We start from the raw sequence: 25,967 nt of genomic DNA on the forward strand, positions 1-25,967 counted from the left end.
ATATATTAATCATGCTTCAAAAAACGCACAAGATTAGTTTCCATTATTACGACACGGGAGGTGGTGATGCAATCCACATTAGATTTTTAGGAGAAGATTCGAACTGGCACAATATACTAATTGATGGAGGTTACGCTCGTGAATATAAAAATGCTTTTGCTCAACTTATTAAAGAAATTTTAGCTGCTGATGAAATCGTTGATTATTGGATAATCAGTCATATTGACAGAGATCATATCGGTTCAGTTTTAGGTTTCCTGCAGGATAAAACCATAAAAGATAAGTCCAAGGCTGTTAAGGGATTTATATTTAACAGTACCTCCGAACCTATCCAAATACCCCGTGAGAAAATTTCAGTCCGTGATGGCATAACATTGAGAGAATATATCAAAAAGAGTTATTTTCAAACTGAAACGTCTATTAATACGGAAACAAATCCAATTGAAGTTTTTGGCCTGAAAATGACGATACTTTCGCCTACGCCTGAAAAGCAAAAAAAAGCGGAAGATTTATGGACCGAGGAAGAGCGGACAATGAAAATTGGAAGAAAAGCTTCACAGTCAGACCATGCGAAAACTATAGCTGAACTTAAAGACCTTCCGTTTCATCAAGATAAGGATGAGGTAAATGGCAGTTCTATCGCTACCCTTGTTGAATTTGGCGACATTACGGCTTTACTTTTAGCAGATAGCCATCCCTCAGATATTGAAGATAGTCTTTCTGCCTTGCGGTACAGTTCAACAAATCCCATTCCGCTCTCCTTTATGCAATTATCTCATCATGGAAGCAAAGCAAACACTAGTATTGAGTTATTAGAAATGGTCAAGACAGAAAATTTTGTTGTAACCGGTAACGGAATCCATAATCAACATCCAGACAAAGAAGCATTGGTAAGGCTATTAGAATATGGAAAGAAAAACGAAATAAAAATTAAAATTCATTATTCCTGTGACACAAAGGAATTGAGAGATCTATTTAAAATTGATGCAAAGATAGAAACGTGTTACGAATTTGAAACTACCTATAAAGAGATTGGTCCCGAAAACGAACTATTTTTATTTGAAGAAATCACTGACAATATATGAATCTAAAGTTACCCCAGCTTTCTACCATCAGAATTCAATGCAATGAAGACATTGGGACCGCAGTTATATACTTTCCAGATGCTGATACTGATTATGTATATATTTTAACCGCTAAACATTGCTTAGTTGGAGAAAAGTTTAACAAAACATATTCTAAAGAAGGAATACTACTGGATCAAATTTTTAATGATGAGTCTTTGACCTATCATTCATATGTTCTTTCAGATACTGCAGTCGTGATAACCTCTGTAAATAATGAAGAAGATCTGGCCTTAATTATTGTACCTGCGAATGATATAGTAGCGCTAACCGGAAAAAGGTTTTTCAGTCAGGTTATTGATGCGGATGATACTATCCAAGAATATACAGTTAGGGGATTCGCAAATTTTAATGATCAAAAAGACGACCAGCCTTTTTCGCTTAAATTTCTTGAAAATAAAAAGCATAATCCGAATATTTTTACATTGCATCATGAAGGATCACTAGATACTTTTTATCAACAGGCCATGTCAAATGTAGCTGGTCTTTCAGGATCAGGAGCATATGCCGATCTGTTCGGAAATCTCTATTTTGTAGGAATAATTCATACTTACGTAGATGGAAATACATTTATAGCAACGAAGGTTTTAGCTTATAATAACCTCATTGATCCTAACAAATTCAAACTCATCGAAGAATTGAAACCCGAAACTAATCCTGAAATATTGGATAGTTATGGGAAAATGGATAAAAATAGAGAAATAATTAATTTGAGAACTAGGGAGACAGTTGGTTCATTCACTGTTCATCGTGACACATCCCTTTTGATTCGTGCTATTAAAGAAAATAATCTTGTCGTTATCCATGGAAAGCCCGGTGTAGGAAAATCAGCTCTGGCGAAAGCCGTCGTGAAAGAATTAAAATCCGAAGGTGATTACACTGTCATTACGCTTACTCCAGAAAATCTCTACTGTAATACCTTAGATGAAGCGATGAAGAGTGCCGGATATAATGCGACAATCCAACAAATTGTCGGTAGTCCTTTATCCGCACGAAATGTTTTGATTTGGATTGAAAGTTTTGAAAAATTAATAGAATCCGAATTTTCGGGGGCATTTAATGAATTGCTCCAAATTATGAAATCAAATTCGCGCATAATTCTTTTAATAACAGTTAGGGAATATTTATTACAGAGGTTTCGCATTCATTTTTATTTTGAGCTTCCAAAAAATAATACATATTTAGAAGTCAATGATTTTAATGATGGAGAGATACAACTAGTTCAGGATGCCATCCCCCAACTTAAAACATTACTTGAAAACCCAAAAATCAAACATTTACTTCATAACCCCTATTATCTTGACAAGGCAGTTCGTATTATTCCTTTCCTGGAAAGTGAGCAACAATTAGATGAAATAAAATTTAAGAAGTTGATGTGGCAGCACATAGTAGAGAATGGAAATACCGCCAGAGGAGCTGTTTTTTACGAAATTTGTGTAAAAAGATCACGAGAAATGTGCCTCTTCACCGACTTTCCAGGAAGCGAAGACACGATTTCTCAACTTTTGAGGGACAATATTATACAACAGAACGATATCGGAATAAATCCTGAATATAGTCCCTCACACGATATTTTAGAGGATTGGGCGCTGATAAGATTTATTTCAGAGCAAAAAAAGCTGATGCCAGACAGTAGAACTTTCTTAGAATCCATGGAAAATAACCCTGCAATAAAAAGAGCATTTCGGTTGTGGATGGAAGAGTTCTACCTTACTGAGCCGGTCAAATCGGTAAGTTTCGTTCATGAACTTTTGCAAGATAGCTTATTGTCGCAATCATGGAAAGACGAACTTTTAGTTGTATCACTCCGTTCCAGGAATGCTGCAATACTTTTAGATGCACTAAAAGATAATCTTCTTAACAACGAAGGGCGATTCCTGAAACAGATAATGTTTTTACTCCAGATCGGATGTAAACGTATCGACCCGGCCAAACAAAGTTTAGATCAGTTATTGCCAACAGGTTCCGGATGGGACTATATTATTGACTTTATTTGGGATAATTATGCTACAATTTCATCGTTCAAAATCGATACCGAATACATAGCACTTATTGAGGCGTGGTCGAAACAACTACCTGACTTCAATCCTCAAATAATCCCATCATGTGCCAAAAGTGTTGCCAACTTTTTGGAAGACTTCGTTCATCGAGTTCAGAAAGCATTTATTGGAGCGGTAAAATATGATTCAGTGAGCTCGGTATTAGAGCCCTATGTAAAAATAATCTTTCAACTGACCGCTTCGGACCCTTCGTTAGTTGAAAACTTAATACAGGCTGCTAAAAACCCACATGTTGGAAATGAGCGATGGAATAATATCCAATTTTTAAATCAAATTCGAAAATGTATTACTGAAGGCGTCATGGCTGACCAAATATGCCGTTTTTTCCCACATGATGTATTGGAGATTGCGAGGGAAGATTGGTTAAATAAAGAAGAAGATAGAAGACCACCTTATACTCCTATCCATTTTCGTAGGTCCGATGCAAGGGATTTCGGTTTGAGCCGACGATTTAATACCGAACATGGTTTTCCAAGTGCCTATCACACATTTTTTTATTGGATGTTTCTCTATCATCCAGATAAAGCATTAGATTTCATTATCATTTTTTTAAATGCTGCGTTTGAAAAAAACCAAAGCGTTTTAAAATCGCAAGGTGAGGATATTGAAGATATTACCGTAAGCTTCCACGATGGCACTTCGAAGTCTTATTATGGGACCTATGACTATTGGTCTATGTATCGAAGTAAAAGATCTGAAAACCGGCATATCGCCTCCTTATTAATGGCTCTTGAAGCTGGACTTTTAGACTTAATTGGGGAAACAACAGATCAACAATTAAAAGGGTACCTTCAAAAAATTATCAAAGAATCTAACAATGTTGCATTTCTGGGAATTACGATAAGTGTAATACAAGCACATCCTGAACTTTTAGATGAAAATTCGGTTTGTTTATTAGGTATACCAATTTTTTTCTGGTGGGAATCAAGCCGATGGATGTCAGAATTATATACTAATGAAGTATTCAATGATGATGAATACGAGAAAAATGAAAGAACCAAGTCCAATTCAAAAGTTCACCGGCGAAAATACTATCAGGGCCTCGTAGGTTTTGTTTTTGATTATATGTTTATCTATCGGACCCATAATGATCTATTATATAAGGAAATTGATAAAATGTGGGAACAGGCTCCAGCTGAGGAATTTCAATGGAGAAAGTTTCTATTTGATATGGATGCCCGTAAATACCAATTTATACCAGTTGAATATAACGGTAAAAAAATGCTCCAGATTCAACCAGCCTATGATGAGGAAGTTCGAAAAAATGTGACAGAAACTAATGATCTTGACACAATACCAGCTGTTAATGTTATCTGGGCAAAAGATGCGTATGACAATAAACCTATTGATGATCACCATTACGAAAAGTGGCGAGAAGGATATGATTATATTCAACAATCAAAGGGTCACTTTGATTTTATGACTTCGAAAACTCTGATGGCATCATTAGGTTTACGCGATTTTTTTACAGAAATGGACGAGGAGCAATTAGTATGGTGCCGGAAAATAATCATGGACTTTGCAGAAAAAAATCTGATGGGCCAAGAATCTATGGATATGTATCTTGACGTTTTTGGTAAGCAGGCGGCTCTTACTGGTCTTTCATATAATATTAATTACGGAACAGACGAAAAAACTATACTGAAAATAAAGGAATTAATTTTTCGATTGCTTATAAGTGGATTGGACGAACAGGAACGAATTGCGCTTCAAGCTGGGATAGCACATCAACTCGTAAAAGATGATCCTGATTTTGTATTAAATTGCTGGTATGGCCTGTTATCCTTCATAGAATACAAAAAAGAAATGAATTCTATTGAACAACGCCGCAGGGATGCTATGTGGATGTACGGGGGAGGAAACGGAAAATGAGAATACAGATGTTGTAAAGGAGGAAGAATTTGTGGATCATTTAACAACAGTGGTTCTTAATGGCAGTATTGAAAAACCTGCAAAACTATCATTCACTCTTGATATGCCCACTCACTGGCTTCTTGATGATGCTCTGCGCATTATACCTTGGACAACGACAGTTGCGGAACAACATAACATGGTACAAGAAGTTCTTAAACTTCACCTGGAATTTTTAGGAGACAAAAAATCTTGGAGCAAGTCTGATTTTTTTGAAAGTAGACATGCATTCACGTTCTTCTATCCAAGATTTTTACTTTCACAATCCGTTGAAATTTCAAAGCCTCTTTTTAAGGAATTATTGAATCTTACCATAACTGAAGACAAAAAGCTAAATACCACTGATGTAACAAATTATTTGTATCGGCTCCTCAAAGAATTTATCCGGTCTGTTGCAAATGGCTCACCTAAAGATAATTTTTGGGCACTCTGGGATGTTTTACGAGAGTGGACACTTGAGAATGAAACAACGGTTTACATACCGCTCTTTTTTATGGATCTTGATTGGACTGCGGAATCGGAAAATTGGCATGTGCTTGAAGGAAAAAGCCTTTATTATAAAGAGTTTATTACCAAATATGGATTTAACAAAATAAACGAGTGCATCAAATTTTTGAGTGGTGTGGCTTTTCAGCAGTTTATGCCGGAATCTTTAAGTTGGGTGGCCTTGATGCTTAAAAGCCAAAATGCTTACGAAGTGAATAGGAAGCTATTGGAAAACTTCGCTGAGAAAGCTTTTTACAAATATGGAAACGACATAAAAACTAACAAAGAATTGCTGGCTGATTATCTCTTTATCTTGGATTTTCTAATAACTATCATTTCCCCAAAAGCATACATGTTGAAAGATGAATTAATACAGTACAAATAAAAATATGAAAATAGAAATCATTGTAAAAAATATCAAAGACGCCATAAATGTTCTACTTGAAAAAGAAACTGGTAATCTAGCAAGAGGTCTTAATGAACTTAATATTTCTACTCATCTGGCCTTTTATTTAAAGCCTTTTTTCCCCCAGTTCGACGTTGATCCCGAATATAATGGTGACATAGATAAGCCAAATGATAGGAAGGCGCTGGATATAGCAGAAAATCGCATGATGGAAATAGGTTTTAAACCAAATGAAAATGATAATTACAAAATAAGTCCTGACATCATTATTCATCGAAGGCAGACAAACGACCATAACTTAGTTGTAATCGAAGTAAAAAAGGACAGCCATACAAGAAAACATAAAGAATTTGACCTGATTAAACTTGAACACCTAACCATTGATTTTCTTGGTAATCATTACAATTACAAATTAGGTATAGCAATAATTTTTGGAACTAAAAAGAATACGGGCAAATACGATATTCGTTTTTTCCAAAACGGCAGGGAATTCCTGGAAGAAAACATAGTTTAGTACTTATAATCTATGTATTTTAATAATTGCATCACTGAATAGTCTATTTTCATAATGTATTCGTCTTCGCCGCCGTAGTCTCGTAGAAATCGGTCAGAAAAACCGTATCCGCCATTAGCTTTTGCTTTTTTTAATACATCGCTAAGGGGGTAAAAGGTATTTCTGTATTTCCCTTTATTGATTTCCAATGATGGCAGACAATCTTTTGTATCGCATATAATCCAATAGCCTTTTCGCTCACCGAATCTTACAGCCGAATATGCCGTATTTGTAAAGCTCGCAATGTATTCTGCTTTAGATCTACGGGGAATGCTTCTGATCAGTATAGGTTTCGTCTTTGGGATGAAATTTCTTAATACAATTTCCCATACGTCATAATAAGCCTTAAATTTTTCACTTCGGTCCGTATAGACCCAGTTACAGATAAAGGTTATTGTATCGGCTGAAGGTATGATATCTTTCTCAAAAATATCAATTAGGTTTTGAGCTATTTCTTGCTTTTTGGAAGTTGTTAGGCGATAATAATCCTTCATGATTGCTTTATTTTTTTGGGAGAAAAGGGTAAATTAATTATTGTATTTAATGTAGCGCTCTAAAGCGCTTTGATATGCGAGAGAATCTATAATTCTGTCGCTCGGAAGACTTGCAAGATACATTTCCAAAAGATCTTCCGTCGCATTATCATACTTCACTCCAATTACACTTCCAAGGAAAACAAAAAGAAAATTTTGACCAAAATAAGTATATGCTGCAGATTGGTATATTCCTCCACAACCTTGTTGTTTTTTATTATTTGATTCAAATGCTGGGATTAAATTCGCAAAATATTTGTTAAAAAGAGCTCGTAATTGCTTTTTATTTTCAATCGCAAAAGCGGGATATAAATCTTCAAAAAGCTGATACCTAATGTTGATAAACTCTCTCCTGAATAATGGATTTTCGTCTTTAACGACATCAATTCTAGCATCAGTGATGGTTTTCCAATCAGAATATCGGTCAAGTCTAACCTTGTCAATATTTGCTCTTTCTGCTGCTTTAAGCCTTTCAATACCGTAATAAGCGAGTATGATTGTGATTGTTGCGGCAAACAATCCATTAAATTTGCTGAATTGATTAATGTAAAAACTCATACCATCAGGTGAAAAGTCGAAATGATTTTCGAACAGTAACCTTTGAGTTGAAATAAATGCAATAAATGATAATACAAACATGCATATGGCAACCAATATGATTATAAATCTGAAAATAGACCCGATGTTCAGAATTGATTCTAGGTATCGATAAATAAGTTGAGAAATACTTTTCATTATTGGTCGCTTTTATAGATAACTAAGATATAAAAAAATAGTAAAATTAGAAGAATGATAATGCGTATCAAATCGTTAGTGTGTTCAACTAAATTTTTAACAGAGGAATCAGCTGTAAACTTACGAGTAAAAAAAGAATGGTGTTAATCAGAAAATAAATAAAACATCAGCAAATAAATCATTTACTTCTTCACAAATATTTCATCTTGTGATACAAAACGTCTTTTTAATTCACAAAAACGATGGTGAATTCACCAGTGATTTCACCACCGATCTAAAGTTATTTTTGGATAAATAAAAACTATTAAATACTTTATTAAGCTGATTATCAATGCGTTGAGAAAAATAAGATAATATCAATAACTAACTGAATAACAGTTATATACGCAAAAAAAACTTACTTATAAACTGGGCATTTTGTCCCTCATTTTTAAAATTATAAAGTTTAAACACAAGTATGAACTTAAAAATCTGTCAGAAATGAGCAATTTTTACTATTATCAAATCGTCAAAATATAACTCATTTTTTGATCATTATGCTTCCTAAAAAATTGACAATAATTTCTTGAATTACAGTGGGAAATAATGAAAGTTGTTTCTATTATATTTTGTTCATTTTTATAAAATCCGTAAATTTGTAAGAGTTATTATTGGTTTGTGCGAATTTATCCCTTATATGTCCCTCAATGGTGACAGACCATTGAAAACTAGGACTTTCCAAGTTCTGTATCGGGAAGTAAAAGATATAAATAAACAGTTAAAAAATAAAAATTACAAATGAAAAAACTTTTAGTTATTGTATTGAGTACAATTATGGTGAGTTCCCTTTTTGCTCAAAAAATAAATAAAGGGCAGACCCTGTCTTTTGAAAAGCGTTATTATTCTGAGAACGGAGATTATTACCTCATTTTTCAAAATGATGGAAATTTAGTCTTGTATAACGAAAGAAAAGCTCCACTTTGGGCTTCTAATACTGAAGGAAGAGGAAATAAAGCAATTTTTCAACCCGACGGAAACCTTGTCGTTTATGACAGAGCCAACAAACCTGTTTTCAGCGCGGATACTTATGATAAAAGTGCAGAAAAACTTGTTGTCCAGGATGATGGAAATCTTGTAATTTACAACAATAGAAATAATGCACTTTGGGCATCAAAAAGCAGTGCCGGAAGTCAATCTATTAATAATAATACCGGAATTATTTATAAAGATAAAAGTTTTGGTAAAGAAAAAAAGATGTATTCTGAAAACGGACAGTATTATCTGGTTTTTCAAAATGACGGAAATTTAGTGCTTTATAATTACAGAAACTCTCCGATCTGGGCTTCTAATACAGATGGACGGGGAAGCAGAGCTCTGTTTCAGCCTGATGGAAATTTAGTTGTTTATGATAGAGCAAACAGACCTGTGTTTAGTGCGGATACTTATAATAAAGGTGTAGACAGGCTGGTAGTGCAAAATGACGGAAACTTGGTGATTTACGGAAATTCAAATTATGCAGTCTGGGCATCAAAGAGCAGTGAAGGAAGTAAATCCGGAACTCATTACACAGGAACAATCTATAGAGACAAAAGCTTCAGCAAAGAACAAAAGTTTTATTCTGAAAATGGACAACATTACCTTGTTTTTCAAAATGATGGAAATCTGGTATTGTATAATGACAGAAATTCTCCGGTATGGGCCACCAACACAGAAGGAAGAGGAGTAAGAGCTCTATTTCAGGCAGATGGAAATTTGGTGGTTTACGACAGATCAAACAGACCTGTTTTCAGTGCCGACACGTATAATAAAAATTCTGACAGACTCGTAATACAGAATGACGGTAATCTTGTAATTTACAATACTTCAAACGCTGCGGTCTGGGCAGTAAAAAGATAAGGTATGAAAAGAGTTTGTATATAAGTATATTACTCATTCCATCATTTATTTTTCGTATCAGAAATCATATAAGTCTCTATGTATAGGGACTTATATTCGTTTTATGGATACTTTAGCAGATCAAAAGAAGACGTAACTCTCCGTCATTTTCAACAGGAGCCCTATGAATACACGGTAATACTTGTTGTGCAGGATGATCCACTGCCAGTCGCCAGAGATGCCCTACTCCCAGATTGACAGGCCGGGCATCAGGTTTGGGCTGATAATGGAGATCGAAAAAATATTCTTTTAAAAAATCCTCAAACTCATCATCCGGACCATTGTGTAATTCTTTAAGCCTTTCCCTAACTTCCGGAATCTGGATTTTTTGTTCGGCCTGGGCATTAGGGAGAATATCACTTGCTGCACCATGATATGTGCATAAAAAAGTATCTGTACCAATGGGTGAACGGTCGACATGATATGAATAGACATCTGTGGAAATAAAATCAAACTCCTTATCTCTTTCGTAATTTTTGAGCAAATTAAGAGACGGTAACGCTCCGAAATCTGATAGCAATTTTAAATCATTCAGAATAATGTCTCTTGCAGCACTTCCCTTTTCTGAAAGATCCAGAGCTGAAAGATCTTCTGCAGAAACTTCCGTGATATTTTCTTCCAACTGAAGTTTAGATACAATTTCATTAAAGTCACCCACCAAATCCCTATACCAGCACACAGCATTCATGTTTCCTTGAAAATGAGTATTGACAAGTTCTGAAAAAGTTGAAACTTTCCTTATTTGATGATTGTCAGAAAATATATTGCTCATATTTAAAATAGACCTGTTGGGTGTTTTTCTTCTTTGCAAAAATAAGAAATGAGGAGAAAAATAATATCATAAGACCATCTGTTTTTACCGATTCTGGCTTTTCATTTTTTTTAGCCTCAATCTCATCCAAAAGCCGATATTCGAAATACAGTTTTACTAATAAATAACATATTCAGAATACTTTAGCGCCAAATCTGCTAAGTAATCCTGTCAAAAAATATAGGAAAGTGATATGAAGTGCGACATTATCGACTTAACTCAACGATAATTTTTTTCGCATTTTCATTAGCAGGATTGAGTTCAACTGATTTTCTGTACATTATTAAAGCTTTTTCTTTCTGGCTGTCTTTGAGAAGTGATTCGCCATAGCTGTCGTAAGTATTGGAACTTTGTGGAAAGAGCTCTGTATTCATTCGGAATGTTTCAACTGCCTGTGGAATTTTTCCTGAACGCAAAAAATCATAACCCAGTCTGTTCATCTGCTGTTCAGAAAGGTAATACTTCGTTGTATCTTTTTGTAAGCTGAGAAGTTCATGTGTAGCGATTGCAGATCCGCTTTTCAGTAAGCTCTTTCCATAAATTCGGGCTATATTTTTTGTAGGAGTTGGTAGTTTCCTGCCAAAAAGAATCATCAATGCTTCCATTTCAAGATCTTCTGCGTTTTGTTGCGTATTATCAAAAACAATGACTACACGCTGGGTATCAGGTTGGTCAATAAAACCTGTTGACAACCCCGGAAGTCCGCCTCCATGCCCTATCAGTTTACCTAAGATGTTATGCTCTTCTATCTGCCAGCCTAATCCAATCCCTGAAGGACTGCCATCACTGAGCCTTACTTCCGTTTGTGCTTTTTTTAAAGTTGATAAAGACAGCAGTTTTCCTTCTGTCAATGCCTTTTTAAACTTAAAAAGATCCTCCGCAGTAAGAACAATCTCACCAAAACCTTTAAAGTTGAATCTTTTCCAGTATGTCTTATTCGCTGATATTGTTTCGGCATTTTCTTTTATTGAACTAAACATATGATCGATATACAGATTCGATACATTCTTTTTTCCGAGCCGGTGTAGTTGAAAAAAGGAATTTCCGGAATAAAAGTATCATTCATCCCTGCCGGAGCAAAAATATGCTGTTTCATATAAATGTCGTAAGGTTCACCGGAAGCCTTTTCAATGAGTAAAGCAACAAATACGGAATTAACATTATTATATTCATGTGCAGAGCCGGGTTTGAAAGACAAAGGAATATTTTGATCTGTATATTCCGGCAGGATATCATCAAGTGTGAATACTGCATCCGGATGCTTCTGGATTGTATTTTTAAAAACGGCATCCCAACCCGGCAAACCTGAAGTATGCGAAAGAAGATGGCTGAGAGTGATGTCCGGATAAGGAAATTGAGAAAGATAATTTCTGATGGGTGCCTCCAGATTCAGAAGCCCCTGATCCACCAATTGAAGAGCTGCTGTAGCGGTCAGTAATTTAGTGATGGAACCGATAGGAAAACGTGAGTGTAAAGTGTTCAATCTCTTATGTTCAAAATCAGCAAATCCGAAAGCTTTATGGTAAAGTATATTATTTTTTTCAGCCACGAGAATAACTCCATTAAAATCACCATGTCTGGCTTTTGCAGAAAAATAAGTATCAAGTTTTTCTGCTGTATTTTGTGATTTCAGAACTGAAAAAGAAGCTATTCCCAAGAGTGCGGTTATAAAAAAAATCCTGGTCTGAAGATATCGTGAATATAATGTTGTACTCATGTCTTTTAGCATCATGGTTAAGGTAAGTAAATGTACAAATTCCTTATTAAAAAAGAATACAAACAACTATTAATTAAGACATTACAAAAAAACCCTTCTACTTTTACACCTGCATACCCTTTACATTATCGGAATTGTTGTGGTCTGTTTTTTTGAGAGGCCTGTTTTGCTATTTCATCAAGACGTTTCTTGCGGGTTTCAGGTCGCTTAGCAAGAACAACCCATTGAAGGAGCATTTTTTTACCGATTTACTGAGACTCAGAAAATATTCCTTTGAATCAATATATTTTTCAAATGCATCTTCCAGATCCTGAGGAATTATAAGGTCTTCAACACTATCCAATATTTCCCAGGAACCATTTTCCTTTGCGGTTTTGATGCTTTGGTAGCCTGCAGGCATCATGAGTTGATCATCGATGACTTTCCGAACTTTTTCTTTATTGATTTTAGACCAGGTACTGTTCGGTTTACGTTTGGTAAACAGCTGCATAAACGAGCCTCCATCAACAGATTTTCTTGTACTGTCTATCCAGCCAAAACACAGTGCTTGATCAACCAGATCACTCCAGCGGACCACAGGCAGATTTGATTTTTTGGTATTACAGATCACCCAGACAGATTCTTCGGTCTGATGATTCTCCTCCAGCCATTGTCTCCATTCATTGCAGGCAATGATATATATTTTTTGTCTTTCTGTTGTTTTCATCGAAACAGTATTTTAAAATGTATTGTTTCGTAAATTTAATAATGATTGGTGACAACCGTTTGTCAGTACAAAAAATATCAGAAAATTTTTAGTCAAAAACATTTTGCAGGATAAAATATTAATTTTACTTTTACATACCGAACGGTCGGTACTAAATAAAAAACAATGAATACAACAAAACGCATCCAGCTGCTTCTTTTTTTATCAGCAGTGAACTTAACCCTTATGATTCCCGGCGGGTTTATTGAATCAAGGGATTTTTCTCACATTTCAGCAGCCACTTTAGGGATTTTCAACTCTTTCCTGACCCTGTTGGGAATAGTAAGTTTATTTTTAATTTATTGTATAGGTAAGCAATGGAAGTGGGCTTATAAAGGAGCATATATATGTGGAATCAGTTACTTTATCGTTTACACAATCGATTTGCTTGCGATCTTTCCACAGTCTCCTACAGCAATGCCTACTCTACTTTTTAATTTAGAATTTTTGGGAACAGTGCTGTCTATTCCTCTATTTCTGTACGCTGTACGGAAAGCCAGAAGACTTCAAAATACACCCAACCAACAGCAATTTTCGAAATCCATGTATGGGTTTATTGGTGTTGCTATTGTCGTAGGGCTGGGTATTATTATATTTGCAACCACTGCAGCAATGACAGCTAAATAATGGAAACAAAAGAAAAAATACTTCTGGTCTCGTACCAGACATTTATCAATAAAGGATTTCATAATACTTCTATGCAACAACTGGTAGAGGCATCAGGATTTTCCAAAGGAGCATTTTATCATCACTTTAAAAATAAAAATGACCTGTATAAAGAGGTTATCAATCAGTATTTCTTACAATTTTACACTGCTGTAGACTGGAACGCTTACAGGCAGTCTGAATTGACCATCAAAGAGATTGAAACTAAAATCCAGGAATTCTACCTGAATTTTATTCCGCAAATTTTAGCGATTACTGAAAATGGAATGTCTTCCTATTATATTATGTATTTTGAGGCCTTTAGTATTCTCCCTCATTTTAAAGAGCAAGTTTCCCAATTTTACAGCAATATGGAAAGCTTACTGATAGATGCCAAAGATAATGACAGCCAATCAAAAAAAACAGCTCTTGAAATTATTACAAAATATGAGGGAATATTATTTTTATTAGCTATAAACCCAGCATTGAACATTGAAGATCTTATAAAACAAATAGCAAAATAGATTGAATATTGCTTTCCAAATAAGCATCTTCCCAAAGAGGTATCTTGGTATTTTTATCAATTGGCCCGGGATGGAACGGATATTGCAAAGAAGAATAGCTCTCAGAAGATGAAATATTTTATCTTTGTTTTCTTGAGGTATACATTAATATTTTATTTGAAACAGATTTTTATGATAAGAAATAGCTTTTTACTTTCCACAAAGGGAATTGTCTTCGCAACCTTTCTTTCCTTCAATACAATGACGTATGCTCAGAAAACGGCAGAGGTTCCTGCAATTTCTGAAAAGACCCTGAGCAGCATTCTGGAAAAAAACAGAGCTTATTATACCGAAGGTAAAGTGGCCGATTATATTCCTGAATTAGGGAAAATGGATGCTAAAGCTATTGCCTTTTCAGTAGTGGATAAAAGCGGAAAAGTCTATAATACCGGTGATGTAAGTAAGAAATTTACCATGCAGAGTATTTCAAAAATTATTGCATTGATGATTGCTGTGAATGAAAAAGGTGAAGCCCATATTTTTGATAAAATGGGCTATTACGGAACCGACAAGCCTTTTAATCATTTTGCCAATCTTGAAACCATGGGCAAACCACTTAACCCGATGATGAATGCCGGGGCTATTCTTACCACTTCTTTAATTTCCGGAGACGGCGAAAAGCCGTTTACAAAAGTGTTGGATATGGTGAGGTATATTACCAAAAACCCAACAATAGACTACAGTAAATCTGTGTACGAATCTGAAAAAACCACCGGTCATCGAAACCGTGGAATGTTCTACATTATGAAAAACAGTGGCCTGATCTCAGGAAATGAGGATCAGCTTGACAATTATTTCAGACAATGTTCCATTGAGGTCACTGCTGAAGATCTGGCTAAAATCGGTTATTTCTTTGCCAATCAATGTGTACGTTTTGACGGAGATACTACCTATAAAAATGCTGAAATTGCCCAATTAATAGAACCCCAAATGCTCACTGCCGGAATGTATGAGTTCAGTGGAGAATATTCCAGAACGGTAGGTTTACCGAGCAAATCAGGTGTCGGTGGAGGAATCACAGTAAGTGTTCCCGGAAAAATGGGAATCGGTGTCTTCAGCCCTTCTTTGGATAAACACGGCAATTCATCTGCGGGATATCATATGATTTTAGATCTGGTAAAGCAATATAATCTGAGCATATTTTAATCTTGCTTTTTCTAATTATTAAAATATTATCTTCGCAGCGTATTAGTAAAACTTGATGATATGAAAAAAATGTTATTTCTGGCTTCGGCCGTACTTGTATTAAACTCTTGCGTTGTATCTACCGCTGCAAAAGTGGTAAAAGGAGCCGTAAATGTAAGCTATAAAGCAGTAAAAGGAACGGTGAACGGTATCAGCTGGGCAGTAAGCAAAGCAAAAGGAAAAATAGATGAAGACCGTCTAGACGGAACCTGGAAAGTAGTAGGCGTATATCGTGGTTCTTTTGAAGATTTCTCTAAAGATCAGAATCCTGAAAGCACTTTTACTTCAGAGTGTACAGATAGCTATGACCAGATTATTTTTAAAGCTAAAAAATCAAAATTCCAGCCTGTACATTGCAGCTCTGAAAAAGAAGACTGGGTAAAATATTCGATGGAATTTGGAAAAAATCCGGCCACCAAAGAAAAAGAGAACTATATTGAATACAATTCCAACAATTATATTTCTGTAATTGACGTAAATAATAAAACGATGGTTCTGGAAGGTAATTTAATGCCTAAACTGGCATTTTCCGGAGCTAAGTTATATCTTTTAGAAAAGGTAAAGTAAAAAAATGAGTGCAGAAAATTGCACTCTTTTTTTATCAATTTATAGCCTTTATCTGCATTTTACCGATATTGGCTTCTATTTTAAATACTGTTCTGCAACAAAATATCCGCCTCCGATCACCAATAGCGGCAAAGCTATAGAAATCCATATAAGAGGCCATGCAAAAATTCTGAAATAGGTGTATAAACCTGCATGGGAAGGATCTTCAGGATCATATATAATTGTTTCCGTATCGCCTATCGTCCAGGCAGGAGGATTACTTCCTTCAGACAGACCATAGGTATATTCAATATGATCTCTGGTTTGAAACGTAAAAACCGGTAAATATACTTCTCCATCTGATTCAATCATACGTAATGAAGTTACCGTTCCGGTTGTTCTTTCTGCTTTTTTCAAAAATGAAAGGGTATTTTTGAGACTAAACACAGCGAGGATCAACAATCCTAATCCAGCTCCGGACATGAGATAATATTGCCACATAACTTTCTATTTTTAATTATTCAAGCTTACGTATCCTATCATTGGATGGCATCGCTTGTCAGCAGCAATCAATGTGATCTTCCGGAACCGGTAGAGCTTTTCACAAACTTAATAAAAAAAGCTTTTATTCTTCTTTAAAAGTTTTTTTTTAACACAACCCATGTAATATCAAGGCTTTAAATGTTGTTATTATCTAATATAAACGTAAATTCATCAACCCAACAACAACTATCAATTAAACCCGATCAACCTATGGAAACACCAGCTTCTACCACGGAAATCCGCAAGAATATAGCCACTTATCTGATACTTACTTTGTTTTTTTGTCTTCCTGTCTACTATATGTGCATCCGCACCGGAAAACTGGGTGGCGGAATAATCTCTTATGCAACCATCGTAATGTGGTGTCCGGCAATAGCAGCTCTTCTCACTTGTAGGATCAGGAAAATCCCGATATCGTCATTGGGCTGGAAATGGGGAAATACCAAATATCAGATAATGGCCTACTGTATTCCTCTTCTGTATGCTTTTATCCCTTATCTGATCATCTGGATCACCGGAGCCGGTGGCTTCTACAATCACGAATTCGTAAAGGAAATCGGAAAAGGAATGGGTTGGGAACTGTCTGACGGATTAACAATTGTCTTATATGTTATCTTAATGAGCAGTTTCGGGATGGTACGATCTGTAGGATCTGCTTTGGGTGAAGAAATCGGTTGGCGCGGACTTCTGACTCCACAATTGGCAAAAATCAACTCTTATACTGCTACTTCACTATGGATGGGAGTCATCTGGTCATTGTACCACTATCCTTTGTTATTATTTTCAAATTATAATACAGGCGGGCCCAAATGGCTTGCTTTGACCTGCTTTACCATTATGATATTTGCCTGCTGTTTTATTTTCACCTGGCTAAGGTTGAAATCCGGCAGCCTTTGGACCGGAGTGTTTTTACATGCAAGCCATAATCTTTTTATCCAGTCTATTTTTACACCGTTTACCACAGAAACCGGAAATACCAATTACTATATTGATGAGTTTGGAATTGCACTTCCCATTGCCACCGTGGTTGTGGCCTATTTCTTCTGGCGGAAAAGAAAAGACTTGCCTGAGCTGAGAATCGAAAATTCAGATTCATCAGTTAATACTTAAACAATAAAAAAAAAGAATAGGAGTATCTTTTTTAAAATCAGATCACAAACAGTACGTATCTTTGTACCCATATCAGATCTTTAGTACACCAACCGCCTATGATCCCACTTCACGACCTTCCGTTCTTTATGCTGGCAGCACTTATTCTTGCCATCAGCCCAGGTCCCAATATGATTTATTTGATTTCAAAATCAATTACACAAGGTAAAAAATCGGGATTTATTTCTTTGACGGGAGTCATTTGTGGCTTTATATTTCACATTATTATGGTTTCTTTTGGCCTTACCGCTGTATTATTGGCCGTTCCATTCGCTTATACGGTTCTTAAAACGGCAGGAACAATTTATCTCTTGTATCTGGCTTATCAGGCCATTAAACCTAAAAGCAGAAATATTTTTGAAGTAGACCATACCGGCACACATGATCGTCCTAAAAAACTATTCACTGTCGGCTTTTTAACTAATGTTCTTAATCCTAAAGTGGCTGTGTTTTATTTATCATTTTTTCCTCAATTCATTAAACCCGGATACGGATCGGTATTTACTCAGAGTTTAGAATTGGGTATTGTGCAGGTGATACTAAGTTTCACTGTTAATTTCATCATCGTCCTTACTGCAGCCAAAGTTGCCACATTTTTTTCAAACAATCCTGTGTGGATCAGGGTTCAGAAATGGTTTATGGCAAGCGTACTCACCTATCTTGCAATAAAGATGGCTTTTTCAAAGGCTAAATAGCCAAACATATATTGTAGCTTTGTGAAACCGGTTTAAACAAGATGAAGACAATTCCTACTTATGATTTAAAAGATATTTCGGAGCACCGATTTCATATCAAAAGAATGGATCTTCGTACTCAAAGCACAGAAGATATTCTTATGGATAAAGGAATACATCGGGACAGCCACTACATTTTCACCTGTATGGAAAGCGGACATGTCAAAATGATGGTTGATTTTCATATGATTGAAGCGCAAGGATCCGCTATTTTTTGTGTGTTACCCGGGCAGGTACATCAGGGCATCCTCATGCAAGAGGTCAACGGATGGTTTGTTGCGGTAAAAGCAGATCTGGTTCCGGATGCTGTGCGTTCTGTTTTTGAAGAATCTCTGGAAGGAATACGACCTTTGAGTCTTAATAAAAATCGGATCGAAAAAATCAGGACTGCAGCAGCCATGCTTCACGCGTCTTATACTGATGAAACGCTTTCTTCCAAAGAAGGATTTTTAGTCGTTCAATCATTACTTAATGCCTTTTTAGGAATGTTTGCGGTGATGTATTCACAGGAAAATATCTCCCGTTCTATCGGAGACAACCGTTCTTTACAACTAACAAGAGCCTTCAGGATAATGGTAAGAAAAAACTACAAAACCATGAAAAGTCCATCCGAATATGCCGAAATGCTCAATATTTCCAGAGGCTACCTCACGGAAGTTGTTCGTGAGGTAACAGGAAAACCCGTACAACACTGGATTCATCATGAAATTTTAACGGAAGCCAAAAGACTGCTGGCGTTTACCCATCTTACCGTAAAGGAGATAGCTTATGACCTGGGATATACGGATCACACGTATTTTACACGATTATTTTCAAAAACAGAAAACCAGTCACCTTCGGAATTCAGGAAGGGAAATGGAAAGCAATAAAGAAGCTGGAGGTTGGGCGCCGGACGTACAGCAGGTTATCCTATATTCTTATTCTCTCTGTTCAACCACGAAATATCCAATCAATTCCCTGAAACCGCTATGGTAATATTTTAAATTTGAAGCTTCCTTTGTAAGAAAATTTTTTATGCCAAGCCTACCAAAATGGATTAACGACACTGTAGAAAATGTCTGGTCCTCAAAATTTAAAGATTGTACTGTCATTCATATAGAAAATATTACTGCAGATCTTAAAAAAATCCGTTTTGAATCCGATTTGCAGGATGTCCAGTTTGAACCTGCTTACGCTATCGGAATACGAATCAATGACAGAGATTTCCGTAATTATTCCCCTTTTAATTTTAACAGAGAAGCAGGAACCTTTGAGGTATTATTCCATGTGCATGATGATACTGCGGCAGGAAGTAATTTTGTCACGAGATTATCTCAAGGCGACTCTATAAAAATATTGATGCCAAGAGGAAAACGTTTTTTTGAACCCGGTTCAAAAGTCCATTTTTCTATCGGTGATGAGACTTCGCTGGGTAGTTCCCTTTCCATCAGAGAAGCTGCAGAAGAAAACGGTGCGCTGTTTGTATGCCTTCACGAGCTGGAAGAATGTTCTGCGCTTGAAAAACTGAATTTATACGGATACCACAGTCCTAAAAAAAGCATAATGAGAATGATAGAGGCACTCACCGACTTTTTGAGAGAAGAAAAGGAAGCGGTCTCTCACGATGATGTTGTTTTCTACCTTACAGGAAATGGGGACCGCATGTCATTGATCAGGAAGTTTCTAAAAGCGAAGGGTGTTTCTCCACGATGCATCAGATCGCAAGCGTACTGGATAGAGGGTAAAAAGGGATTGTAAAAAGAGAATTTGTAAACCAGAAAGTCCGGAGCTGGAAGATATATCATTCAGTACTTCCAGCTCCGGACTTCAAAATTCTTATATTATTTTTGTTTTTGACCCAATTTTTTAACTTTCTTCAGCCATCCATTTCGCTGTTCCTCTTTAGAATTTCTGATAATCCCCACATAGGTTACCCTAACCGGTTTTACACCACAATATTCCAACGTTGATTTTTTAAGCTGATTGACACTGGGTCTTCCGAAGAATAAACGATAATACCAACCCGGCTGATCCAGGGTTGTCATAATATGACCTGTTTTTCCTTTCAGAAGCTTATCCCACCACACAGAATTTTCCCTTAATTTGTAAGCCATTCCCGGTAAAAAAAGCCGGTCGACAAACCCCTTTGTAAGGGCAGGTAAACCTCCCCACCAAACAGGATGTATCCAAACCAGATGATCAGCCCATTGTATAATTTCCCAGGCTTTAACCAAATCCGGTTCTAGCTCCATCCGTCTTTGATAACCGAATTGAAGATTGGGATTAAAATTTAAATCTTTAACAACAATTTCTTTCACCTCAGCACCCGATTCTTTGGCTCCGTTTTTATAAGCGGCTGCCATTCCGAAATTGAAAGAATCTTTATTGGGGTGGCCGTTGATAATGGCTATTTTTTTCATTGTGTTATTTTTATATTGATCGTTTCATATGAATTCAACTGGGTTAGTAAAGCTAATGATTCATGCAGCTGGTGGCTGAAATAGACCTTATTTTGATGAGGATTTCTCAATAGTTCTTCGGTATGCAGTACCGCTGATAAAGCCGTCAGTTCCGCTTGTCCTTTTGTGCTTTGCAAACTCAATTTTTTATAGCCTTGCTGATCTTTTACGACAATTTCAAAAACCGACTGATCTCCATTTCCGCTGGAACCGAAAATCATTTTTCTTTCTTTTTAAAGACAAAATATTAAAAATCCTGAGGTATTGAAAAGTCCCAAGCAGCCAGGTAATGAATTTCGAATTATAGGTCATCTTTACGCTGACATCCGGAACTTTTTCTACTTTATTGAAAATATACAGATCGGGAACATCAAAGTTATACGCCTGCCGTTTTCCTATTCCGAAAGAGAAGTCATAATATTCTGTATTCAAAAAGTGACGAATAGAAACCGGCTGGTCATTATGATAGCGATAAAAAGGAACGGCTACATTTTCTGCCATAAAATGAGCTGAACTTTCTCCTGCGAGATCTTTCACTGAATAGTACACGAAAAGCTTCACTTCCTCTGCCTCTGCATTGTCTGAAATAGCATTCACCAATCCGGGAACGATTCCTCCCATCCATCCTGAGCTGAATACAATCCTGCTGTTCACCTCATGACGTGTTGCCATGTCATAGGCCCTGACAAGGTCAGGAGTTGGTTTAGTAATATCGAGATAGTCAATATTATGCTTTATGGCAAACTGAAGAATATGATCGGATTTATCATTGACAGAAAGAATAATCAGGTTAATTTTATGATCGGTAATTGTTTTAAAAGTACCGGGATCGGTAACATCAACTTTTAAGTCTTTACCTGTTTTTCCGCCCTTTCGGCCCCCGATAAAAATAGTAAACTGAGGGTTTCTTGTTTGAAGAATCCGCGCTATTGTTTTACCCACTAAACCGTTTCCTCCAACAATAAGAATATTTTGTTCCATACGTTTTTTTTGACAAAAGTAGAACGCTGGAGGCTCGGTCTGCAGGACAAATGTCTAAAAAGAAATTTCTTTTCTGATCCTGCTCAAATGTCTTTGTGTAATTCCCAGATAAGAAGCCAGATACTGAAGCGGAATATTCTGAATGTAATCGGGATGATTTCTCACAAGGGTTTCATACCGTTGGGCAGCAGTATCTCTTTGAAGCTGAAAAAATCTGTTCTCAAGTTCAAGGTATTCCTGTTCGGCAATGATTTTTAAAAACTTAATCCAGTTGATGTTTTCCTGCACCATCTCATCTACCGCTTCTTTTTTTAACACCATCAATTCTGCATTGTTAATGGCCTGCATATTCTCCCTACTCAGACTATCGGAGATGAATGATGAATAAGCCGCCATCATTGTATTGGGAAACCTGAAACAATACGTCATATCTTTTCCGTCATCAGCAAGATAAAAAGAACGGAAAATCCCTGATTTTATAAACGCCACCTCTTTGCATCTCTCACCTTCCTGTACAAAATATTCATTTTTATTCACTTTTCTTACTTCAAAAAGCTGCAGAAATGCGTCTATTTCATTTTCTGAAAATAAATTGAAACTCTGAAAATAATCTTTTGTATTCATTTTTAATTACTGATGCTTCCTGATTGTTTTCTGCGAAAATAAATAAAAAACAGGACTTTTTTAAATCAGGGTGTTTAAGCGAGGGAATGGATGGAGAGGTTGGAATATTGAAAACTATCCCATTTAAATATAACGTAAAGTCTTCACTCTTCCTGCGAATCATTATAGGGAAAGGGTGGAATCAACTTCGCTGATTCTGTCTAAGGGCATACCCATCCAAACAGCTTCATCAGCAACTTTGTCGCTTTCTTAGCCCCTCATCAATAAGGAAATCGAATTCCTTGCTTAACTTTAACTTTCTGTAAAGTCCCAAAATTTTATGCTTGATCCTTTTACTTCCGTCGCTTTTTACCGTTTTTGACCTCTACAAAAAAGACCACCCCAGGACGAGATGATCTTACTACCGTTTTGAATTTACTAAGTTATATATGAAGATATGAATGATGTTTTTTGGTAAGACAAAGATAGGCTGCCATTTGATTTTCTGTCTCAGGGGAATCCCTAAAATTTTATCCGTAAAAATACGGTTGTGGGATAAAAAAAGCCCTGCAAGTAATACTTACAGGACTTTAAATTATCTAACAATTATTTTGTTTAATAGCTAAATTTCAATGCTTTTTCATTGAATTTATCTGGATATTACAATGGGCTTACCAATTCTAAGAACCATTCTTTTATTTCTCCTTCCAGATATGGGCCTATTTTTTCTTCACAGGTCTTGTGATATGCATTTAACCACGCTATTTCTGTTTCAGAAAGGATTTCTTTTACCACTGTATCTTTGAAGAACGGGCAGAATGTCAAAGTTTCGAATTCATAAAATGTTCCATGAATTGTTTTTTCTGCTTCTTTCACCGCAATCAGGTTTTCGTGACGAATCCCATAATGCCCTTCAAGGTAGTATCCCGGTTCATTCGAACATACCATTCCGGGAAGAAGATCCTGTGCGTTCAGGTCTTTCCTGATGCTCTGAGGTCCTTCATGAACATTCATAAAGCTTCCTACTCCATGACCTGTTCCATGGTTGAAGTCTTTTCCTTCCATCCACAGCGGCAGTCGTGCAATAGCATCAAGGTGTACACCTTTGGTTCCTTTCGGGAATTTCACCATAGATAAACGGATCAGTCCCTGTAATACCAATGTTGAATTTCTTTTAAACTCATCAGAAGCCGTTCCTAAAGCAAAAGTTCTCGTAATATCCGTTGTACCTTCAAGATACTGACCTCCGGAATCTACCAGAATAGTGTCTGCATTGGTTACCTCTTTGCTGCCTTCTTTCTTGGCAGAATAGTGCATGATGGCCCCATTATCTTTATACCCTATGATAGAACGGAAGCTTTCTCCTACAAAGTTTTCTCCTTCAGCACGGAATCCTCTCAGTTTCTCACCGATAGAATATTCATTCATGGCCTCTTTTCCAGCATTGTGAGTCAGCCAGTATAAGAATTTTACCATAGCCACCCCATCTCTTACCATCACTTTCCTGAAACCTTCAAGCTCAGTATCATTTTTCTGGGCTTTCATCAGGTTACCCGGCACCGGTGCTTTGATGAATTGGTTGTCTGCTTTTAACGTTTCAACAATTTGTTGGTTGGTATTTGGAGAAACCAATACTGTTTCATTTTTGAAGCCTTTCAGATAAGTATAGAATTCTTCGTAAGGCATCATTTTTACGAAAGCATCATCCATTTGTTTTCTGGCTTCCACTTCCATTTTTTCAAGGCCTGTAAAAAGAACTGCATCATTTTTTGTGATCACGATGTATCCAAGGAATACAGGGTTGCTCTGTACATCGCTTCCCCTTAGGTTTAATGTCCAGGCTACGTCATCCAAGCTGGAAATAATATGAACAGTTGCTTCCTGCTCCTCCATTTTCTGACGAATCGCTGAAAGCTTATCCGCTACCGATTTACCGGCTCTTTCAACGGGCTGTATGTAAATAGGATTCTCAGAAGGCGTTCCTCTTTCTGTCCAGACTTGTTTTAAAAGCGGAAGATCAATAAGACTTATATTTTTTGCATTGAATTTTTGAGAAAGGAGTTCCCAGTTGGCATTGGATGCAGCTAATGCATTAACCGCCACTTTACCGCCATTGGGAATTTCTGAAATAATCCAGTCGATATAATTGGGGGTACCTTCAACACCGTCTTTGAAAAGATCGATTCCTGAACCGTCCAATTCAATTGCGGCTTGGGTAAAGTATCTTCCGTCAGTCCATAAACCTGCTTTATCTTTAGTAATTACCACAAATCCGGCAGAACCTAAAAACCCTGACAACCAGGCTCTTTCCTGCCATTCTTCAGGAAGATACTCACTCATATGCGGATCCGCAGAATATACTATAAATGCATCAACATTATTTTTCTGCATTTCTTCACGAAGCGCAGCAACTTTTTCCTTTGAAGTCATTCTTTTCCTTTTTTTGAACACCGAAAGTTACGAAAAAATTAAAGTCAAAAGCTTAAATCAGCACCCTATTTTCCACTATAACATGTTATTTTTTTTGTAATAATTATTTGAAATCCTGATAATGTAATTTTCGGAGTACTGTTGCTGATTATTTAACCACAAAAGGCACAAAAGTTTTTGAACACTTAAGGTATTTTAAGTGACAAACTTTACGCATAAAAAGGACACGAAAGTTTTTGAAAATCTCCGATTTTCTCTAAAGTAAAATTATCTATTCAGTAGCATTATCAACTTTCTCAAGTGGACTACAGTGTTAAAAATATAGATTATATATATGTTCAATGTACGGAAGCAAAAAAATCTGTGTAATCTATTTTATCTGCGGGAAAATAAAACCATAAAAAGCACAAAATGTTTGGAATACTTTAGTTTTTTGGAGTTAAAAACAAATTACTTCTAAATTTATAAAACAAATTCTTCAAAAACATTAAAATTTCAAACATATTTAATTAAATAATACATTTCTATTAAAAAAAACTACCACATTATCATTTTTATAGATTTTTGGAAAGATTATTGCAGCGTTCTACCTTATGAAACAGCAGAACTACAAGAATCACAGGAAATTTTATCCTCCTCATCATTTTATATACCTTCCTTTATTAATAATACTGGAAATTTTCGGATTATATAAAATATGGAATGATCCTCAGAATCCGCTGATATGGATTCTGTTTTCCGTGGTGATCTTTCTGCTTTTTTATCTAGCGATAATGATCAGGCAGCACTATGCTTTGGGGCTCCAGAACCGTATTGTTGTTCTTGAGTTTCGACAACGTTATTATGAAATTTTCAATCTCAGCTCCGATGAAACCGTTGAGAAATTAAGATTTGACCAGATTGCAGCCCTTCGTTTTGCTTATGATGACGAATTCAAAGAGCTTTTGTACAAGGCTCTTCACGAAAATATTTCGGGAGATGAGATCAAAAGATCCATCAAGAACTGGAGAGCTGACCGAAGCAGAATTTAATAAACACCAAAAATATTGAACTATGAGAAAATGGAGCTTTTACAGTATAACCATATTAAGTTTGCTGACACTAACAAGTTGTGAAGCAGTAGGAACAATTTTTAAAGCCGGAATGTGGTGGGGA

At 36.2% G+C, this 25,967-nt stretch carries 22 protein-coding genes and 3 pseudogenes; 14 read left to right on the top strand and 11 right to left on the bottom strand.

Translation table 11 applies throughout. The features are described 5' to 3' along the window. Nucleotides 1-11 precede the first annotated feature (11 nt). Genes H3Z85_00985 through H3Z85_01000 form a run of 4 tightly spaced genes read left to right on the top strand, consistent with a single transcriptional unit; the run spans nt 12 to nt 6,501 of the window. Nucleotides 12-1,085 (top strand): MBL fold metallo-hydrolase, encoded by a 1,074-nt coding sequence (locus H3Z85_00985; protein QPQ52125.1) that lies wholly within the window; start codon nt 12-14, stop codon nt 1,083-1,085. Continuing rightward, entirely contained in the window at nt 1,082-5,056 is a 3,975-nt protein-coding gene (locus tag H3Z85_00990) for an ATP-binding protein (GenBank protein ID QPQ52126.1), read from the top strand. Before H3Z85_00985 ends, H3Z85_00990 begins: the two co-directional genes overlap by 4 nt. Further along, nucleotides 5,001-5,966, top strand: coding sequence for a hypothetical protein (locus H3Z85_00995; GenBank protein QPQ52127.1), 966 nt, complete (start codon nt 5,001-5,003; stop codon nt 5,964-5,966). The genes H3Z85_00990 and H3Z85_00995 overlap by 56 nt, the downstream gene beginning before the upstream one ends. A gap of 4 nt (nt 5,967-5,970) precedes the next feature. Beyond that, nucleotides 5,971-6,501: a hypothetical protein gene (locus H3Z85_01000; GenBank protein QPQ52128.1), complete on the top strand. Its 531-nt coding sequence runs from the start codon at nt 5,971-5,973 to the stop codon at nt 6,499-6,501. Here the strand turns inward: H3Z85_01000 and H3Z85_01005 are convergent. Continuing rightward, a complete protein-coding gene (locus H3Z85_01005) occupies nt 6,498-6,956 on the bottom strand; it encodes a hypothetical protein (protein ID QPQ53818.1) in 459 nt (152 codons plus the stop codon). The genes H3Z85_01000 and H3Z85_01005 overlap by 4 nt on opposite strands. Before the next feature lie 111 nt (nt 6,957-7,067). Continuing rightward, the gene (locus H3Z85_01010; GenBank protein QPQ52129.1) at nt 7,068-7,592 is read right to left on the bottom strand and encodes a hypothetical protein; all 525 of its coding nucleotides are present in this window, start codon (nt 7,590-7,592) and stop codon (nt 7,068-7,070) included. A gap of 993 nt (nt 7,593-8,585) precedes the next feature. Between H3Z85_01010 and H3Z85_01015 the strand changes: the two genes are divergently transcribed. Next, nucleotides 8,586-9,683 (top strand): hypothetical protein, encoded by a 1,098-nt coding sequence (locus H3Z85_01015; protein QPQ52130.1) that lies wholly within the window; start codon nt 8,586-8,588, stop codon nt 9,681-9,683. 112 nt (nt 9,684-9,795) lie between these two features. Here H3Z85_01015 and H3Z85_01020 read toward each other — a convergent pair whose 3' ends face one another. The 4 genes and pseudogenes from H3Z85_01020 to H3Z85_01035 all read right to left on the bottom strand — a co-directional run bounded on the left by H3Z85_01020 (nt 9,796) and on the right by H3Z85_01035 (nt 12,956). Further along, nucleotides 9,796-10,494, bottom strand: coding sequence for a DUF1826 domain-containing protein (locus tag H3Z85_01020; protein ID QPQ52131.1), 699 nt, complete (start codon nt 10,492-10,494; stop codon nt 9,796-9,798). A 245-nt stretch (nt 10,495-10,739) separates the two neighbouring features. Beyond that, nucleotides 10,740-11,513, bottom strand: a complete 774-nt coding sequence (locus H3Z85_01025; GenBank protein QPQ52132.1) for a serine hydrolase — start codon at nt 11,511-11,513, stop codon at nt 10,740-10,742. After that, nucleotides 11,498-12,250 carry a beta-lactamase family protein gene (locus tag H3Z85_01030; GenBank protein ID QPQ52133.1) on the bottom strand — a complete coding sequence of 251 codons (753 nt, stop codon included), beginning with the start codon at nt 12,248-12,250 and terminating at the stop codon, nt 11,498-11,500. Before H3Z85_01030 ends, H3Z85_01025 begins: the two co-directional genes overlap by 16 nt. Nucleotides 12,251-12,375: 125 nt before the next feature. Further along, nucleotides 12,376-12,956 (bottom strand): annotated as a pseudogene (locus H3Z85_01035) (YdeI/OmpD-associated family protein). Nucleotides 12,957-13,121: 165 nt separating this feature from the next. Between H3Z85_01035 and H3Z85_01040 the strand changes: the two are divergent. The 4 genes from H3Z85_01040 (at nt 13,122) to H3Z85_01055 (ending at nt 15,955) form a co-directional block, all read left to right on the top strand. Then, entirely contained in the window at nt 13,122-13,622 is a 501-nt protein-coding gene (locus H3Z85_01040) for a hypothetical protein (protein ID QPQ52134.1), read from the top strand. Beyond that, complete coding sequence (locus H3Z85_01045) at nt 13,622-14,164, top strand: TetR/AcrR family transcriptional regulator (GenBank protein QPQ52135.1); 543 nt, start codon at nt 13,622-13,624, stop codon at nt 14,162-14,164. Before H3Z85_01040 ends, H3Z85_01045 begins: the two co-directional genes overlap by 1 nt. Nucleotides 14,165-14,335: 171 nt before the next feature. Further along, nucleotides 14,336-15,349 (top strand): glutaminase A, encoded by a 1,014-nt coding sequence (gene glsA / locus H3Z85_01050; GenBank protein QPQ52136.1) that lies wholly within the window; start codon nt 14,336-14,338, stop codon nt 15,347-15,349. Between the two features lie 60 nt (nt 15,350-15,409). Then, nucleotides 15,410-15,955: a hypothetical protein gene (locus tag H3Z85_01055; protein ID QPQ52137.1), complete on the top strand. Its 546-nt coding sequence runs from the start codon at nt 15,410-15,412 to the stop codon at nt 15,953-15,955. Between the two features lie 75 nt (nt 15,956-16,030). On the opposite strand, the pseudogene H3Z85_01060 reads toward H3Z85_01055, so the two are convergent. Further along, nucleotides 16,031-16,477: pseudogene (locus H3Z85_01060) on the bottom strand (DUF3592 domain-containing protein). 210 nt (nt 16,478-16,687) lie between these two features. Here H3Z85_01060 and H3Z85_01065 point away from each other — a divergent pair. From H3Z85_01065 to H3Z85_01080, 4 genes are all read left to right on the top strand, one after another. Further along, the gene (locus tag H3Z85_01065) at nt 16,688-17,587 is read left to right on the top strand and encodes a CPBP family intramembrane metalloprotease (protein ID QPQ52138.1); all 900 of its coding nucleotides are present in this window, start codon (nt 16,688-16,690) and stop codon (nt 17,585-17,587) included. Between the two features lie 98 nt (nt 17,588-17,685). Then, the gene (locus tag H3Z85_01070; GenBank protein ID QPQ52139.1) at nt 17,686-18,321 is read left to right on the top strand and encodes a LysE family translocator; all 636 of its coding nucleotides are present in this window, start codon (nt 17,686-17,688) and stop codon (nt 18,319-18,321) included. A 41-nt stretch (nt 18,322-18,362) separates the two neighbouring features. Next, complete coding sequence (locus H3Z85_01075; protein ID QPQ52140.1) at nt 18,363-19,229, top strand: AraC family transcriptional regulator; 867 nt, start codon at nt 18,363-18,365, stop codon at nt 19,227-19,229. Nucleotides 19,230-19,374: 145 nt separating this feature from the next. Beyond that, nucleotides 19,375-20,097, top strand: a complete 723-nt coding sequence (locus H3Z85_01080) for a siderophore-interacting protein (GenBank protein QPQ52141.1) — start codon at nt 19,375-19,377, stop codon at nt 20,095-20,097. Between the two features lie 83 nt (nt 20,098-20,180). On the opposite strand, the gene H3Z85_01085 is transcribed toward H3Z85_01080, so the two are convergent. From H3Z85_01085 to H3Z85_01100, 4 genes and pseudogenes are all read right to left on the bottom strand, one after another. Continuing rightward, nucleotides 20,181-20,759, bottom strand: coding sequence for an NAD(P)H-dependent oxidoreductase (locus H3Z85_01085; protein QPQ52142.1), 579 nt, complete (start codon nt 20,757-20,759; stop codon nt 20,181-20,183). Next, nucleotides 20,756-21,779 (bottom strand): annotated as a pseudogene (locus H3Z85_01090) (saccharopine dehydrogenase). The gene H3Z85_01085 and the pseudogene H3Z85_01090 overlap by 4 nt, the downstream one beginning before the upstream one ends. Before the next feature lie 54 nt (nt 21,780-21,833). Then, a complete protein-coding gene (locus H3Z85_01095) occupies nt 21,834-22,403 on the bottom strand; it encodes a Crp/Fnr family transcriptional regulator (protein QPQ52143.1) in 570 nt (189 codons plus the stop codon). A 639-nt stretch (nt 22,404-23,042) separates the two neighbouring features. Beyond that, a complete protein-coding gene (locus H3Z85_01100) occupies nt 23,043-24,812 on the bottom strand; it encodes an aminopeptidase P family protein (protein QPQ52144.1) in 1,770 nt (589 codons plus the stop codon). 593 nt (nt 24,813-25,405) lie between these two features. Between H3Z85_01100 and H3Z85_01105 the strand changes: the two genes are divergently transcribed. Then, complete coding sequence (locus tag H3Z85_01105; protein ID QPQ52145.1) at nt 25,406-25,843, top strand: hypothetical protein; 438 nt, start codon at nt 25,406-25,408, stop codon at nt 25,841-25,843. The last annotated feature ends 124 nt before the right edge of the window (nt 25,844-25,967 follow it).

Source organism: Chryseobacterium indologenes, assembly GCA_016025055.1.
GTDB lineage: Bacteria > Bacteroidota > Bacteroidia > Flavobacteriales > Weeksellaceae > Chryseobacterium > Chryseobacterium indologenes.

What these genes read in the sequence shown, in the direction of transcription:
- H3Z85_01030 (QPQ52133.1), bottom strand. Translation starts at nt 12,250, where the DNA reads ATGAGTACAACATTATATTCACGATATCTTCAGACCAGGATTTTTTTT.
- H3Z85_01105 (QPQ52145.1), top strand. Translation starts at nt 25,406, where the DNA reads ATGAAACAGCAGAACTACAAGAATCACAGGAAATTTTATCCTCCTCAT.
- H3Z85_01095 (QPQ52143.1), bottom strand. Translation starts at nt 22,403, where the DNA reads ATGAATACAAAAGATTATTTTCAGAGTTTCAATTTATTTTCAGAAAAT.
- H3Z85_01075 (QPQ52140.1), top strand. Translation starts at nt 18,363, where the DNA reads ATGAAGACAATTCCTACTTATGATTTAAAAGATATTTCGGAGCACCGA.
- H3Z85_00990 (QPQ52126.1), top strand. Translation starts at nt 1,082, where the DNA reads ATGAATCTAAAGTTACCCCAGCTTTCTACCATCAGAATTCAATGCAAT.
- H3Z85_01020 (QPQ52131.1), bottom strand. Translation starts at nt 10,494, where the DNA reads ATGAGCAATATATTTTCTGACAATCATCAAATAAGGAAAGTTTCAACT.
- H3Z85_01070 (QPQ52139.1), top strand. Translation starts at nt 17,686, where the DNA reads ATGATCCCACTTCACGACCTTCCGTTCTTTATGCTGGCAGCACTTATT.
- H3Z85_01080 (QPQ52141.1), top strand. Translation starts at nt 19,375, where the DNA reads ATGCCAAGCCTACCAAAATGGATTAACGACACTGTAGAAAATGTCTGG.
- glsA (QPQ52136.1), top strand. Translation starts at nt 14,336, where the DNA reads ATGATAAGAAATAGCTTTTTACTTTCCACAAAGGGAATTGTCTTCGCA.
- H3Z85_01015 (QPQ52130.1), top strand. Translation starts at nt 8,586, where the DNA reads ATGAAAAAACTTTTAGTTATTGTATTGAGTACAATTATGGTGAGTTCC.
- H3Z85_01025 (QPQ52132.1), bottom strand. Translation starts at nt 11,513, where the DNA reads ATGTTTAGTTCAATAAAAGAAAATGCCGAAACAATATCAGCGAATAAG.
- H3Z85_01000 (QPQ52128.1), top strand. Translation starts at nt 5,971, where the DNA reads ATGAAAATAGAAATCATTGTAAAAAATATCAAAGACGCCATAAATGTT.
- H3Z85_01100 (QPQ52144.1), bottom strand. Translation starts at nt 24,812, where the DNA reads ATGACTTCAAAGGAAAAAGTTGCTGCGCTTCGTGAAGAAATGCAGAAA.
- H3Z85_01055 (QPQ52137.1), top strand. Translation starts at nt 15,410, where the DNA reads ATGAAAAAAATGTTATTTCTGGCTTCGGCCGTACTTGTATTAAACTCT.
- H3Z85_01085 (QPQ52142.1), bottom strand. Translation starts at nt 20,759, where the DNA reads ATGAAAAAAATAGCCATTATCAACGGCCACCCCAATAAAGATTCTTTC.
- H3Z85_01040 (QPQ52134.1), top strand. Translation starts at nt 13,122, where the DNA reads ATGAATACAACAAAACGCATCCAGCTGCTTCTTTTTTTATCAGCAGTG.
- H3Z85_00985 (QPQ52125.1), top strand. Translation starts at nt 12, where the DNA reads ATGCTTCAAAAAACGCACAAGATTAGTTTCCATTATTACGACACGGGA.
- H3Z85_01045 (QPQ52135.1), top strand. Translation starts at nt 13,622, where the DNA reads ATGGAAACAAAAGAAAAAATACTTCTGGTCTCGTACCAGACATTTATC.
- H3Z85_01065 (QPQ52138.1), top strand. Translation starts at nt 16,688, where the DNA reads ATGGAAACACCAGCTTCTACCACGGAAATCCGCAAGAATATAGCCACT.